This is a genomic window from Occultella kanbiaonis, from assembly GCF_009708215.1.
GTDB classification, from domain to species: domain Bacteria; phylum Actinomycetota; class Actinomycetes; order Actinomycetales; family Beutenbergiaceae; genus Occultella; species Occultella kanbiaonis.
Genome location: NZ_CP046175.1, coordinates 3,344,604 through 3,358,720 on the forward strand (window position 1 = coordinate 3,344,604; position 14,117 = coordinate 3,358,720).

General features: G+C 70.5%; 11 protein-coding genes. 3 read left to right on the forward strand and 8 right to left on the reverse strand.

Annotation, left to right across the window (positions count from 1 at the left end; all coding sequences use genetic code 11):
- Window positions 1–9 precede the first annotated feature (9 nt).
- Entirely contained in the window at window positions 10–1,299 is a 1,290-nt protein-coding gene (locus GKS42_RS15465; protein ID WP_154794640.1) for a deoxyguanosinetriphosphate triphosphohydrolase, read from the reverse strand.
- Between the two features lie 95 nt (window positions 1,300–1,394).
- Between GKS42_RS15465 and GKS42_RS15470 the strand changes: the two genes are divergently transcribed.
- Together GKS42_RS15470 and GKS42_RS15475 are read left to right on the forward strand one after the other, a co-directional pair.
- Window positions 1,395–3,122 carry a glycoside hydrolase family 13 protein gene (locus GKS42_RS15470; protein WP_154794641.1) on the forward strand — a complete coding sequence of 576 codons (1,728 nt, stop codon included), beginning with the start codon at window positions 1,395–1,397 and terminating at the stop codon, window positions 3,120–3,122.
- Between the two features lie 98 nt (window positions 3,123–3,220).
- Complete coding sequence (locus GKS42_RS15475) at window positions 3,221–3,508, forward strand: hypothetical protein (RefSeq protein ID WP_154794642.1); 288 nt, start codon at window positions 3,221–3,223, stop codon at window positions 3,506–3,508.
- Between the two features lie 23 nt (window positions 3,509–3,531).
- Here the strand turns inward: GKS42_RS15475 and GKS42_RS15480 are convergent, their stop codons facing one another.
- The 3 genes from GKS42_RS15480 to GKS42_RS15490 form a co-directional block, all read right to left on the reverse strand.
- Window positions 3,532–4,404: a sugar ABC transporter permease gene (locus GKS42_RS15480; protein WP_154794643.1), complete on the reverse strand. Its 873-nt coding sequence runs from the start codon at window positions 4,402–4,404 to the stop codon at window positions 3,532–3,534.
- Between the two features lies 1 nt (window position 4,405).
- Window positions 4,406–5,929, reverse strand: a complete 1,524-nt coding sequence (locus GKS42_RS15485) for an ABC transporter permease subunit (protein ID WP_154796752.1) — start codon at window positions 5,927–5,929, stop codon at window positions 4,406–4,408.
- Between the two features lie 279 nt (window positions 5,930–6,208).
- Window positions 6,209–7,468: a sugar ABC transporter substrate-binding protein gene (locus GKS42_RS15490; protein ID WP_154794644.1), complete on the reverse strand. Its 1,260-nt coding sequence runs from the start codon at window positions 7,466–7,468 to the stop codon at window positions 6,209–6,211.
- Window positions 7,469–7,678: 210 nt separating this feature from the next.
- Here GKS42_RS15490 and GKS42_RS15495 point away from each other — a divergent pair, with 210 nt between their 5' ends.
- A complete protein-coding gene (locus GKS42_RS15495) occupies window positions 7,679–8,701 on the forward strand; it encodes a LacI family DNA-binding transcriptional regulator (protein ID WP_154794645.1) in 1,023 nt (340 codons plus the stop codon).
- Between the two features lie 218 nt (window positions 8,702–8,919).
- Here the strand turns inward: GKS42_RS15495 and dusB are convergent, their stop codons facing one another.
- The 4 genes from dusB to GKS42_RS15515 form a co-directional block, all read right to left on the reverse strand.
- Complete coding sequence (gene dusB, locus GKS42_RS15500; protein WP_290368021.1) at window positions 8,920–10,113, reverse strand: tRNA dihydrouridine synthase DusB; 1,194 nt, start codon at window positions 10,111–10,113, stop codon at window positions 8,920–8,922.
- Window positions 10,114–10,283: 170 nt separating this feature from the next.
- Window positions 10,284–12,281 carry a hypothetical protein gene (locus GKS42_RS15505; protein WP_154794646.1) on the reverse strand — a complete coding sequence of 666 codons (1,998 nt, stop codon included), beginning with the start codon at window positions 12,279–12,281 and terminating at the stop codon, window positions 10,284–10,286.
- The gene (locus GKS42_RS15510; RefSeq protein WP_154794647.1) at window positions 12,278–13,276 is read right to left on the reverse strand and encodes a glycoside hydrolase family 130 protein; all 999 of its coding nucleotides are present in this window, start codon (window positions 13,274–13,276) and stop codon (window positions 12,278–12,280) included. The genes GKS42_RS15505 and GKS42_RS15510 overlap by 4 nt, the downstream gene beginning before the upstream one ends.
- Before the next feature lie 9 nt (window positions 13,277–13,285).
- A complete protein-coding gene (locus GKS42_RS15515) occupies window positions 13,286–14,116 on the reverse strand; it encodes a carbohydrate ABC transporter permease (protein WP_154794648.1) in 831 nt (276 codons plus the stop codon).
- Window position 14,117: the final 1 nt, after the last annotated feature.

Here is a 14,117-nt window from a genome sequence, read left to right on the forward strand (position 1 = left end):
GACGGAGGCTCAGATCTCGGTGCCCGCATCCGGGCCGCACAACTGCGCGTGCCACTGCAGGGCGGACAGGTCCGTGAGCGAGGCGACCTGGTCGATGACCACCCGCAGCCGGATGTCGTCATCGGTGGCCTCGGACCAGTCCTCGGCGAAGATCTCGGCGAGGGCGAGCTCGGCGCGGTCGTAGAGCACGGCGACCAGGTCGGTGAGGATGAGCCGCTGCCGGCGGAACACCGGGTCGTCCTCGCGGGGTGCCATCACGAACGCGGCCGCGACGCCCTTGAGCACGGTGATCTCGGCGAGGACGTGATCGGGCACGATGAGGTTGCCGTCGTAGCGGATCAGCGGACCATCGCCGTAGGTGGCCCGGGTGGCCCGGGCGGAGGAGTCGCAGAACCGGCCGATGAGCTGGCTGGTCATGTCCTTAAGCGCGGCCAGCCCGCGGCGTGTGCCGTCGTACCGGTGCACCCAGTAGTCCAGCGCACTGAGCTCGTCCATCGCCGTGACCAGGACCTCGTCGGACAGCGCCGGGGCGTACCAGTCCCGGATCTGGGCGATGATCCGCTCGCGTGCCTCGTCCTCGGCCACCCGGCGCAGGTCCACCCGGCCGGAGAACACCGCGTCCTCGACGTCGTGCACGGAGTAGGAGATGTCGTCGGCGAGGTCCATGACCTGCGACTCGATGCAGCGGACCCCATCAGGGGCGCCCTCCCGCAGCCAGGCGAAGACGGGGGCGTCATCGACGTAGACGCCGAACTTGCCCGACGGCGTCCCGTCCGCCCTCGGTGGTGCGTCAGCCGCCGACCAGGGGTACTTCGTGGCCGCGTCGAGGCTGGCGCGGGTCAGGTTCAGACCCACGCCCACGCCGTCGGGCGTGAACACCTTCGGCTCGAGCCGGGTGAGCAACCGCAGGGTCTGCGCGTTGCCCTCGAACCCGCCGATGCCGGCAGCGACCTGTGCCAGGGCGACCTCGCCGTTGTGCCCGAACGGCGGGTGCCCGAGGTCGTGCGCGAGGCACGCGGTGTCCACCACGTCCGGGTCGCAGCCGAGGGACTTCCCGAGTTCCCGTCCCACCTGCGCCACCTCGAGCGAGTGCGTCAGGCGGGTCCGAGCGAAGTCGTCCGTGCCGGGCCCGAGGACCTGCGTCTTGGCTCCGAGCCGGCGCAGCGCGGAGGAGTGCACCACCCGCGCGCGGTCCCGCTCGAAGGGGGTGCGGGCGGCGGATTTGCCCGGCTCGGCGAGCCAGCGGTCGGTGTCCGCGGCGTCGTAGCCTCCGACGAGGCGCTGGGGTTGGACCGGCACGGCCTCAGACTACTTGCGAACGGCGATCGGGCCCGCAACGGCTGGGGAGATCGCGCCGATTTCCCTCCGGGCGCGGCCGGGATGACAATGGCCGGATGTTGATCGAGGACACGCCCGACGTTCGTACCACCCTCATCCATCGGGCCGACTCCCCGGGCGGCCAGTGGTGGCGCAGCGCGGTGATCTACCAGGTGTATCCGCGGTCGTTCGCGGACTCGGGCGGCGACGGGATCGGCGACCTGCCCGGCGTCACCGCGCGCCTGGGCCACCTCAGCAGGCTCGGCGTCGACGCCGTCTGGCTCTCGCCCTTCTACACCTCCCCCCAGCACGACGCGGGCTACGACGTCGCCGACTACCGGCAGGTGGACCCGCTGTTCGGGACCCTCGAGGACGCGGACGCCCTCCTCGCGCGGGCGCGGACCCTCGGCCTGCGGGTGCTCGTGGACCTGGTGCCGAACCACACCTCGGACGAGCACGCGTGGTTCCGGGCGGCGCTGCCCGCACCGGCCGGGTCCGGGGAGCGGGCGCGCTACATCTTCCGCGACGGCCGCGGGCCCGACGGTGCCGAGGCACCGAACAACTGGCGCAGCGTGTTCGGCGGACCGGCCTGGACTCGCGTCACCGATGCCGACGGCACCCCCGGGCAGTGGTACCTGCACCTGTTCGACGTCCACCAGCCGGATCTGAACTGGGAGAACGAGGAGGTCCGGGCGGAGTTCGAGGCGATCCTGCGGTTCTGGCTCGACCGGGGCGTGGACGGCTTCCGCGTCGACGTGGCGCACGGGCTGGTCAAGGACCAGGGCTTCGAGGACTGGGCCGGGCACGCCGAGATGATCGCCGGCGACGACGCGGGTGCAGAGGGCGTCGGCCCGGCCCCGATGTGGGACCAGCCGGGGGTGCACGAGATCTACCGGCGCTGGCACCAGGTGCTCGCCTCCTACGACGGTGACCGCGCGCTGGTGGCCGAGGCGTGGGCGGACACCGACGAGGCGATGGCCCGCTACATCCGCCCGGACGAGATGCACCAGGCGTTCAACTTCGACTTCCTGTGCACGCAGTGGTCCGCGCCCGCCCTGAAGCACTCCATCACCGAGGGCCTGGCGGCGTGCGACTCGGTCGGCGCGCCGACCACCTGGGTGCTCTCCAACCACGACGTCGTGCGAGCCACCACCCGGCTCGGCCTGCCGACCACGGGCAAGGGTCCGAACGGGATCGGCGCCGACGACCCGCAACCGGACGCCGAGCTGGGCGCCCGCCGGGCCCGCGCCGCCGCCCTGCTGATGCTCGCTCTGCCGGGCTCGGCCTACATCTACCAGGGCGAGGAGCTCGGCCTGCCCGAGCACACCGCCCTGCCGGACGACGCCCGCCAGGACCCGGCGTACTGGCGGTCGGGGTACACCGAGAAGGGCCGGGACGGCTGTCGCGTGCCGCTGCCGTGGGAGGCCGACGCCCCGGCGTTCGGGTTCTCCCCCACGGGCGCCTCCTGGTTGCCGCAGCCGACGGCGTGGGCCGCGTTCGCGCTCGACGCACAGAAGGGCGTGGCCGGCTCGAGCTACGAGCTGTTCCGCAAGGCACTGCGGCTGCGCCGTGAGTTCGACCTCGGCACCGGGTCGCTGGCCTGGGTGGAGGGCTCGTGGGGGCCTGAGCAGGGCCTGCTGGTGTTCACGAACCGCCAGGTCATCGTGGCGGTCAACATCAGCGACGGCCCGATCCCACTGCCGGACGGGCTCGACGTGATCCTCGCCAGCGGTGAGCTCCGCGGCGAACTGGGGCACCAGGCCCTGCCCGCCGACACCGCCGTGTGGGCCGTGCTCGAAGGCTGAGGCGACCGGCCGCCGTCGGGCATCGCGTGCGGGCCACGGTCGCGGAACTGTAACGTCCTTGCGATGAGCAGCACCCCAGCGAGCCGGCAGCCGGACCGGTGGCAGGCGATGGTCGACGACCCGGGCCGTCCCGGCAACTGGGTGGCTCTGCCGGAGAACGGATCGTCCACGAGTCGATCGCCGAGTACCTCGCCGAGGCCGGCATCGCTGCCGCTCCCGTGACCGCGTGCGAGATCCTCCTGCCCGAGGGTGTGACCGGTACGGACCTCGAACTACGCACCGGTGCGGCGATGGCCAAGGTGCCCGCACCCCGAGGCGGCCTGTTGACCCAGGGCGAGGTCGACGCGATCGTCCACGCCGTCCGGGAGACCGTCCTCGGTCGGTAGCAGCCGACGTGCCGCCGGGCGGCTCAGCCCTTGACCGAGCCCGCCGTCAGGCCGCCGACGATGTAGCGCTGCAGGAACAGGAACAGCAGCAGCACGGGCAGTGCGCTGATCACGGCGCCGGCCGCGAAGATGCCCCAGCGGGCGTCGAACTGGCCGGAGATGAACTGGTAGAGACCCACGGCGATCGTGAGCTTGTCCTGATCCTGCAGGACGATCCCGGCGATGATGTAGTCGGAGAAGGTGCCAACGAAGGACAGCAGCGCCACGACCGCGAGCACCGGCGCGACCAGCCGCAGGATGATCGTGAAGAAGATCCGGGCGTGACCGGCCCCGTCGATCTTCGCGGCCTCGTCCAGCTCCTTCGGGATGGAGTTGAAGAACCCGAACATCAGGAACGTGTTCGCCCCGAGCGCTCCGCCGAGGTAGACGCAGATGAGGCCGAGTTGGGAGTTCAGCCCGAGGATCGGGATCACGTCCCGCAGGCTCAGCAGCAGCAGGAAGATCGCGACGAACGCGAGGATCTGCGGGAACATCTGCACCAGGAGCAGGAACGTGAGGCCACCGTTGCGGCCGGCGAACCGGAACCGGGAGAACGCGTAGGCCGCGGCGGAGGCCATCAGCACGGTGGCGATGGCCGTCACGCCGCCGATCACGAGCGTGTTGACGATCCACTGCGGGAAGTGCGTCTGGAACAGTGCCTCGTACTGGGCCGTGGTGATGTCCGCGAAGAGTTCGTTCGAGCCGGTCAGCGTGCCCCGCGGGGACAGCGACGCGGACAGGATGTAGACGATCGGGAACGCCGCGTACACGACGGCGGCGACGGCCACCAGGTAGCGCCAGCTGACCTCGCGCCACCAGCGGCGGTCCTTCATCTGCACGTACGCCTCGGCGGCCATGTCAGATCACCTCCTCGAGCTTGCGGGTCTGTCTGAAGCCCAGCCAGGAGATCAGCCCGACCATGACGAAGATCAGGATCGACATCGCGGAGGCCAGGCCGTACTGCTGGGTGCCCGACTCGATGGCCACGGAGTAGACCATCGAGATCAGGATGTCCGTGGCGCCGACGGCGATCGGCGAGCCTGGGAAGTTCGGGCCGCCCTCGGTGACGAAGTAGATCAGGTTGAAGTTGTTGAAGTTGAAGGCGAACGAGGCGATCAGCAGTGGCGCCACGGAGATCATCAGCAGCGGCAGCGTGATGGACCGGAACACCCGGCCGGCCCGGGCGCCGTCGATCTTCGCCGCCTCGTACACCTCCGACGAGATGGCCTGCAGGGCGCCGGTGGTGATCAGGAACATGTACGGGAAGCCGAGCCAGAGGTTCGCGCCGATCACGGACAGCTTGGCCAGCCAGGGGTCGGTCAGCCACGGGATCTCCGCGCCGCCGAGCAGCACCTGGTTGATGAACCCGAATCTTCGGTTGAGCAGGCCCGCCCAGACGAGCCCGGAGAGGAATCCGGGGAACGCGTACGGGAGGATCAGCAGCGACCTGATGATCTTGCGACCGCGCACGGCCGGGTGGTTGAACACGATCGCGAAGAACAGGCCGAGGAAGAACGTGGTCGCCACGGACAGGAACGCGAACACGAACGTCCACACCAGCACGGACAGGAACGGCCCGCTGAGTCGGGAGTCGGTGAACATCTTCGTGAAGTTGTCGAACCCGACCGCCACGCGCCAGCCGACCACCAGGGTCGAACCGTCCTCCGCCTCGAAGGACCCCTCACCGTTGTCGGAGTAGACGACGCCGGTGTCGGTGTTCGTGATGGCTCCGGTGGCCTCGTCATAGGTGAGGACGGAGCGGTACAGGTACCCGGTGGAACCGTCCTGGGTGCGGATGCTGCCCTCGTCGACGTCGTCGAACCCGACCCGCAGGGAGGTGATCTCGTTCTGCTGCTCGAGGACCTCGCCGAAGGTGAGGACGCTGTAGCCGGGGACCTCGGTGACGTCGCCGTCGGTGACCGTGGCGTCCGGCGCCGCCTCGAAGGTCTGCTCCTCGGTGCCGACCAGCACCCCGTCATCGCCGTCGATGATCGCGAAGCCGAGTTCTCCGTCCGCGCCGGTGACCACGGTGAGCGGGTAACTCGGCGAGTCCGGCACGCGGTTCTCGTTCTGAGCGAGGTTGGCGGCGATCGCGTCCTCGCGGGTGGCGTTGTGACCGGTCCCGTAGTTCGTGAAGCTGATGTAGGCGGTGTAGCCCATCGTGAACAATTGGTAGACGAGCAGGAAGACCAGACCCGGGAAGAGGTACTTCGCGGCGATCATCCGCTTGGAGAAGTAGACCCAGTTGGCCACGATCAGGATCGCGACCATCGAGCCGAGGATGCCCCAGTGGCTGACCTGCCAGGCGGAGTAGATCACGAACAGACCGAAGGCGTTGATCAGGGCCAGGACGGAGAGTTTGACCAGGAAGAACGGCCCCATCTCGCGGGCGTGCGAGGTGGTGCCGCGCCCGGCGGTCGCGTGCTCGGCAGCCGTGAGGTCCTTCGAGACGTAGCCCGGCGTTCTGGTGGAATCCGCCGCGTCGCGGCCGTTCGTGCGTGCCAAGAGGAGCCTCCCGGGCGGTGGCACGCGACGTCACGTGCCTTCGATCTGAACAGTAGGACCAGCAGCGCCCCGTCGCCTCGGGACATCCCGGCGCGACGGAGCGGAGCGAGTGGGGGTGGACCGGCCGCCCGTCACGGCCGGCCCACCCGCGTGCGATTAGGCCGCGTCGATCGCGCCCTGGATGTTGTCCACCATCGTGGCCCAGGCTGCGGCCGGGTCAGTGGCGACACCGGAGACCAGGTTCGCCTCCGTGACACCCCAGAAGGCCCAGACCGAGTTCATCTGCGGCAGCGACGGCATCGGCACACCGATCTCGCCGGCGGCGACGAAGCCGGCCGCGATCGGGTCGTCCGAGACGGCCTCCGCGGCCGAGGTCAGCGCCGGGATCCGGCCACCGGTCTCGTACATCGCGACCTGGACGTCCTCGGTCGCGGCGTAGTTGATGAGGAACTCGTTCGCGAGGATCGCGTTCTCGGAGTATGAGTTCACGTAGAAGCCCTGCACGCCGACGAACGGCGCGGCGGGCTCGCCGCCGGCGCTCGGGATGGGCAGGACGGTGACGTCGATGCCGGCCTCGGTGAACGGAGCGATGTTCCACGGCCCGGTGAGGATGTACGGGGACTCGCCGTTGGCGAACGCCTCACGAGCGATGTCGGCAGTGATCGCGGTGTCGAGCACGCCCGAGCCGGCCTGGCCGATCGAGGCGAGGTAGTCGGCGAAGGCGGTGCCGGCGTCGCCACCGAGCGCGAGCTCGGGGATGTAGGAGCCGGTGTCGTCGGTGGCGAACACCGGGGCACCGAACGAGGTCTGGAGCGGGTACATGTGGAAGGCGTCACCCTCCTCGCCCATCTGGATCAGCACCGGGTACTCGGCACCGGTGGCCTGACCCTGCGCGATCAGCTCGTCGAAGGTGGCCGGGGTGTCCGAGGCGAGCGCGTTGTTGCGCACCAGCGCGATGTTCTCGATGCCGTACGGGACGCCGTACACGGAGCCCTCGTAGGTGAAGGCGTTGACCGCGACCTCGGAGAAGTCGGCCGCCGCGTCGCCGAGCTCGACCGGGCTGACCAGACCGTTGGTGACGAGCTCGCCGGACCAGTCGTGGGCGCCGACGATGATGTCCGGGCCCTCCCCGGTGGGCGCCTGGGCGATGAACTCGTCCTTGATGTCGTCGAAGTTCTTCTCGACGATCTCGACCGTGACGCCCTTGTCCTCCTCGAACTGGGCCACGATGTCGGTGAGGGCTGCCGCACGGAACTCGTCCGCCCAGATGGTGAGGGTGCCGGCCGAGCCGCCATCCTCGGTGGTCTCTTCGGCACCGGCGGTGGTCTCTTCCTCGCCACTACCCGTTCCGCCACCGCAGGCGGCCAGGGCCATGGTGAGGCCCACCGCCGCGGTGATGACAATGCTCCGTCGCATCCGACTCTCCTGAAATGTGTCCACGTATGTGGCGACGCGGGGCAGTTTGTGACCACAGCGTCGCCCGGATGACGAGACCGTAACCGCTCCGGCTTGGATCTTGCAAGTCCTTGCTGTAACTTTCAGACCGTCGTTACAGAACCGTTGTCACGGCGGCCCCCCGGCCAAGTACCCTGCGGGACGGACCGCTGCCCAGGACAAGGAGGTCCAGTGCCCACGCGTACCACGCTCACCGATCTGGCCGAACAGGCCGGCGTCAGCACCGCCACCGTGTCCCGGGTGCTGAACGGCAAGGCAGGCGTCTCCGCGGACACCCGCCAGGCCGTGCTCGCGGCACTGGACGTGCTCGGCTACGAGCGGCCGGAGAAGCTGCGGCGCCGATCCGCCGGACTGATCGGGCTGGTCGTCCCGGAACTGACGAACCCGGTGTTCCCGAACTTCGCGCAGAAGATCGAGTCCGCGCTCGCGCACGCCGGGTACACCCCGCTGCTGTGCACGCAGTCCCCCGGCGGCACCACCGAGGACGAGTACGTCCAGATGCTCCTCGACCACGGGGTGGACGGGATCATCTTCGTATCCGGACTGCACGCCGACACCCAGGCGGCGCCGGACCGCTACCAACGGCTGCGCAGTCTCGGCACCCCGTTGGTACTCGTGAACGGGTTCGTGGCGGAGCTGGACGCGCCCTCGATCTCCTCCGACGATGTCGGGAGCATGGACCTCGCGGTCCGGCACCTGATCTCCCAGGGGCACGCCAAGATCGGCCTGGCGATCGGTCCGCAGCGGTTCCTGCCCGCGACCCGGAAGATGGAGGGGTTCAGCCGCGCCCTGTCCGAGCGGCTCGGCATCACCGACGCCGCACCGCACATCGCGACCAGCCTGTTCAGCGTGGAGGGCGGCCAGGCCGCGGCCACCGAGTTGCTCGAGAGCGGTCACACCGCGATCGTCTGCGGCTCGGACCTGATGGCGCTCGGCGCGATCCGGGCGGTGCGTTCGCGAGGCCTGTCCGTGCCGGAGGATGTCTCCGTGGTCGGCTACGACGACTCCCCGCTGATGGCGTTCACGGACCCGCCGCTGACCACGATCCGCCAGAGCGTGGACGCGATGTCGATGGCCGTGGTGAACACCATGCTCGCCGAGATCGCCGGCGCGAACCCGCCCCGGACGGAGCTGCTGTTCAGCCCGGAACTGATCGTCCGGGACTCCACGGCCGCCTGCCCGCGCCCGTCCTGACGCACGGCTCGGCCGCCCCGCTGACCCGCCCCCGCTCGACCCATGCGAGGGTGCGATCCTGCGGCGGACGGCCCTGATCCGCCGCACAAGGACACCCTCGGCCGAACCCTGGGCCGGTCGCACCTGCCGGACGAGCGATCATGCGGCCGATGGAGCCGATGGGCGCACGATGACTCTCTCGGCTGAGGTCTGAGGTCTGGGAGCCTCGGCGCCCGTCCTCAGCCGCCGGAGACGCTGAGTTCGGCCTCGGCGAGCATCGCGCGCAGACCGGCGTCGATGGCGCGCGAGTCCAGCCAGCCCTCCGGCACGTGCGGCACCTTCGCGGTGCCGGCACGCCCGCGCGGCCCCTCGGCGCCCTCGCCCGGGTACGGCTGCGCGAGCTCGAGCGCACCGAGCCGCTCGTCGAGCTCGTCGAGGGTGGAGACCATGCCGAGCGCGGCTCGGGCCTCGCCGCCCACCACGTAGCCCTTGAGGTACCAGGACATGTGCTTGCGCAGTTCCCGCAGCGCCTTCAGCTCCTCGCCGAAGTGCGCCACCATCAGGTCGGCGTGCCGGCGGATCACCGACGCGACCTCGCCGAGGCCCGGCTGGATCCGCGCGTCCGAGCCCGCGAACGCGGAAACGAGGTCCGCGAACAGCCACGGCCGCCCCTGGCAGCCACGCCCGACCACGACGCCGTCGCAGCCGGTGTGGGCGACCATCGCGAGGGCGTCCTCGGCGGACCAGATGTCCCCGTTGCCGAGCACCGGCACGTCCGTGACGGCCTCCTTGAGCGCGGCGATCGCGTCCCAGTGGGCGGTGCCGGAGTAGTAGTCCGCGGCGGTGCGCGCGTGCAGCGCGACGGCGGCCACGCCCGCGTCCTGGGCGCGCCTGCCGGCGTCGAGATAGGTGAGGTGATCCGCGTCGATGCCCATCCGCATCTTGATGGTGACCGGCACGTCGGAGCCCGCGGTCGCCTCCACGGCGGCGCTGACGATCGCCGTGAACAACTCGCTCTTCCAGGGCAGCACCGCTCCCCCGCCCTTGCGGGTCACCTTGGGCACCGGGCAGCCGAAGTTCAGGTCGATGTGGTCGGCGCGGTCCTCGGCGACCAGCATCCGGGTGGCCGCACGCACGGTCGCCGGGTCCACGCCGTACAGCTGCACGCTGCGCACGCCCTCGCCCTCGTCGTGGGAGATGATCCGCATCGACTCCGGGGTCCGCTCCACGAGCGCGCGCGAGGTCACCATCTCGGCGACGTACAGGCCCACCGGCGCGGGGTTGCCCTCCAGCTCGGCCGCCCGCTCCGACGGCAGCGCGCCGGCCGCGGCGTCCCGGCACAGGGTCCGGAACGGCGCGTTCGTGACCCCCGCCATGGGCGCGAGGATCACCGGGGTGCCCACCTCGATGGGCCCGATCCGTAGGGATGTCACGTCACGATTGTCTCAGGTGCCGCGGCCGATGCCCGACGGCGGACGCTCGCTCCCGCTGTGATGTTCGCCAAGGCGGTCGGTCACCCCGACGCCGCGGCGCGGCCGGGGCCGGGCACGGCTCGACGCGAGCGCGCTGCGCCCGGCGCGGCCCGTCACCGCGCCGGCAGGTCTCAGCGGCTGATCGTGAATCCGCCCTCGACCACCCGAACCTTTCGACCCGCTCGCATCTGGCCGCGCTGCTTCCCGGCGCGGGTGTACGCGCGGGCGGTGCCACCCGCGAGCGCGGGAGTCAGGGTGACCCGGTCGCCGGCGTTGACGTAGAGCACCGCGTCGCTGCCCGTGGTGGCGTAGTGCGCGGTCGTCACGAGGGGGCGCAGCAGCAGCGCGTCCAAGCGCAGGTCCCCGTCGCTCTCGCAGCGGACGGTCACGACACCGGCAGGGACGACCTCGTCCAGGTCCTGTGGGACGAGACTGCCCGGAACCTCGGTCATGCCCGCCGCTCCGGTGCCGCCGTTGGCGGTGACGCCCAGTGCCGCACCGCCGACGAGGCTCCACCGGGCGGTGCCCGCCTCGGCGTCCGTGCGCCACACGATCGGATACGCCAGCGCGGCCTGCTCGGCGTCGAGGTCGAACTCGACCCACTCCCCCGCCGGGACGTGCAGGTAGGCGCCACCGGAGAGGTTGCCCTCGCCCATCCAGGCACCGCCGCTGGGGGTCACCACCGTGCAGCCGGCACTGAACCGTGCGGTCTCGGCGTCGACGGCGCTCAGTCCTTCGAACGCGTGCAGGGACGTGATCGAGCGGGCCAGTGCGGCGACGTCGGGCCGGGTGTCCAGGGCGAGCATGGTGAGCTGCCCGTGGATCGTGGACTCCGCGCCGGAGTTGCGGTTGATCCGCCCGTCCGTCTCGACACCGTCGAAGGTGATTCCGGTCGCCGGGTCGTAGACGGCGGTGCCCGCCGTGTTCGCCCCGAAGAACCACCCGGCGGCCAACCCGGCGAGCTCACGGAGCCCCGGTCCACCACCCGCATCGGCCGCGGCCAGGGCGGCGGCCACCCGCCCGTGCGCGCCATAGGCGATCTGGGCCTCGGCGGGCAGGGGCGCCCAGGCGTTGTTCGGTCCGCCGCAGGCGAGCACCAGCGGGGTGAACGTGCCGGCGTCCGTGATCGCGACCTCGATCAGGTCGTCGCGGCCCAGGGTCTCGCCCGCCCGGGCGAGGGCCTCCGGGGCGGCGCCACCCCACGCGTGCCAGAAGCCGAGCGACCCGGTCCACGGCAGCACGGCCCCGAACGGCCACCCGCCGGCTGCGGTACCCATCGCGGCGATCCCCTCGGCGTAGCGCTCGAGGGCGCTGCCGACCCGGTCGTCGGGTGCCGCGGAATGCGCCGCGGCCAGGCCGAGCACGGCCTCGGCCGTGGCGTCGGCACCGCCGCCGATGAGCCAGGCGGGCAGGTCGACGCCGTCGCTGGTGACGAACTGGCCGTACCGCGAGAGCGACTCCTGATCGAGGGCGTCCAGCGCCAGGTGCAGGCGTTCGTACAGGAACGCGGCGAACTCGTCATCCTCGCCGCTGAACGCCGCGTGGCCCTCGCCGAGCGCCCAGACGGTGCGAGCCAGCCAGTAGGACTCCGCCGAATCCGATGGGTCGGGCAGCTCGACCGGCTCCGCGCTCGGGTTCAGCGAGCCGTCGAACTGCTGCCAGAGCACCACCCGGCCGGTGTTCGGCCCGTCGACGGTCTGCAGGTAGGCCAGCGCCCGCAGGTTCTCGTAGGCGTGGCCGCGGCTGCGAGCGTCACCCGTGGCCTGCCAGTCCCGCAGGAACACCACGACGGCGCGGGCGATGTCGTCGGCGTTGAACGCACCCTGGCCGTAGTACCCGGTCGCCGGATCGAAGGTGCCGCCACCCACCCGACGGAACGATCCGCCGTCGGCATCGGCGTACGTCCAGGGCGCCAACGCGACCGGCTCGGAGTCGATGCGGTAGGTGGTGTGCGCCGTCGACGGCGTGAGCGGCACGTCACCGAGGAGGAACCGCAGGTGGTCGAGGTTGGCGAGCCGGGCGTTGCCGCCGGCTCGGGCGACCGGGCCGGCGACGGCGGTCGGGGCCGTGGCCACGGCGGCGCCGGCAGCGGCGAGCGCGCCCAGGAAGGCGCGGCGGGAGGTTCTCATCTTCGGGTCTCCTTCGACTCGAGAGCGGCGCGCACCTGCGCGCCCCAGGGCTGGGCGGGGTCGTGCACGGCGACGGCGAGGGTGGTGTCGGACTGCCCGTAGTAGGCGAACCACTTGCCGCGGAAGGAGACCAGGCCCTCGACGAAGGTCACGTTCGAGACGAGGCCATGGCGGTCCTCGAAGGTCTGCGGCCGCAGCCACGGCACCTGCATCCGGGCGATCACGGTGGTCGGGTCCTCGGGGTCGATGGCGATCTGCCCGCAGCGGTAGTCCACGTCGACGCGGCCGTCGGAGTGCACCGTTCGGGTCGCCCCGTTGGTGAGGAAGACCAGCAGCCCGTTGGACGAGAGGACCGGGGAGGTGCCGATCTCGACGAGGTCGGCGTCGAAGGAACCGGGGGTGGGCGAGTACATCGGCTCGGTGTCGGGCGTGCCGGGCGTCCAGTGGATCAGGTCGTCACTGGTCGCCCAGTAGATCGCGCCCTCGCCGAAGTACATCCACCACTTGCCCTGCATCTGCACCGGGACGATGACGCCGGCCTTGGACCAGTTGTGGCCACGTGGGTCTACGGTCGCGAACGTGTCGAAGTCGTCGAAGAGCGGGCCGTGCCGGGTCCAGGTGTGCAGGTCGGTCGAGGTGGCCAGGCACAGCTGCGCGCTGTGGCGGTCCCAACCGGTGTAGGTCAGGTAGTAGACGCCATCGATCAGGACGATCCGTGGGTCCTCCGCTCCGAACCGCTCGTAGTCCTCCTGCGGGGAGAACACCGGGGCGTCCTCGCGTTCGAAGGTGTAGCCGTCCGAGCTCCGGGCGAGGCCGATGTGGGACACGATGTCCTCGGCGTGCGCCCGGTACAGGAGCACGACCTCGTCGCCGTCCACGAGTGCGGCGGGGTTGTACAGGTTGGACGACTCCCAGCTGTTGCCCTTCGGACGCAGGATCGGGTTGCCCTCGTACGGGACGAACGGTCCCAGCGGGAAGGTGGCATCGGTAAACATGGGTTCCTCTCAGCCCTTGACGGCGGAGCCGATCTCGGACGCGGTGAAGTAACGCTGGAAGATGCAGAACAGGACGACCACCGGGAACGCCAGGGTGGTGGCGCCGGCGAGGATCGCTCCGTTCGGGTTCGCCGTCGACTGGGCGACGTTGCTGATGTAGTTCGCGAGCGAGACCGCCAACGGCTGCATCGTCACGTCCTTGGTGATCAGGAACGGCCACAGGAACTCGTTCCACGGCCCGATGAACGTCACCAGAAGCACGGTGACCAGGGCGGGGCGCACGAGCGGGACGGCGACCGAACGCAGGATCCGCAGTTCGCTGGCGCCGTCGATGCGGGCCGCCTCGAACACCTCCTGCGGGAGGGCGCGGAAGAACTGCGTGAAGATGAACACGGCCGTGGTGTTGATCGCGAACGGCAGGATCATCCCGAGGTAGCTGTCCCCGAGCCCGTAGGTCCGGGTCACCTGCACGTACAACGGGATCATCAGCAGCTGGAACGGCACCATCTGGATGAGCAGCATCAGCACCCAGGTGGCCGCCTTGCCCCGGAAGTCGAGGCGGGCCAGGGCGTAGCCGGCCAGCAGCCCGAACACGACCGTGCCGAGCAGCACCCCGGTGGTGAAGATCAGGGAGTTCAACAGGGAGCCGCCCAGATCCAGCCGGCTGTCGATGGCCGAGAAGTTCTGGGTGGTCCAGCCGTCCGTCGGGAACAGCGAGGACGGCGAGTTCGTCGGGTTGACCTGGAACGCGCCGACCACCATGAAGTAGAACGGGAACGCGAACACCAGTGCGGCAAGGGTGAGCGGCAGGTAGCGCCACCAGCGGATCTTCGTCCTCATC

Excerpts from the sequence above, each read along its gene's own strand:
- GKS42_RS15470 (WP_154794641.1), top strand. The coding sequence starts at position 1,395 with ATGTTGATCGAGGACACGCCCGACGTTCGTACCACCCTCATCCATCGG.
- GKS42_RS15480 (WP_154794643.1), bottom strand. The coding sequence starts at position 4,404 with ATGGCCGCCGAGGCGTACGTGCAGATGAAGGACCGCCGCTGGTGGCGC.
- GKS42_RS15485 (WP_154796752.1), bottom strand. The coding sequence starts at position 5,929 with ATGGGGCCGTTCTTCCTGGTCAAACTCTCCGTCCTGGCCCTGATCAAC.
- GKS42_RS15490 (WP_154794644.1), bottom strand. The coding sequence starts at position 7,468 with ATGCGACGGAGCATTGTCATCACCGCGGCGGTGGGCCTCACCATGGCC.
- GKS42_RS15505 (WP_154794646.1), bottom strand. The coding sequence starts at position 12,281 with ATGAGAACCTCCCGCCGCGCCTTCCTGGGCGCGCTCGCCGCTGCCGGC.
- GKS42_RS15510 (WP_154794647.1), bottom strand. The coding sequence starts at position 13,276 with ATGTTTACCGATGCCACCTTCCCGCTGGGACCGTTCGTCCCGTACGAG.
- GKS42_RS15515 (WP_154794648.1), bottom strand. The coding sequence starts at position 14,116 with ATGAGGACGAAGATCCGCTGGTGGCGCTACCTGCCGCTCACCCTTGCC.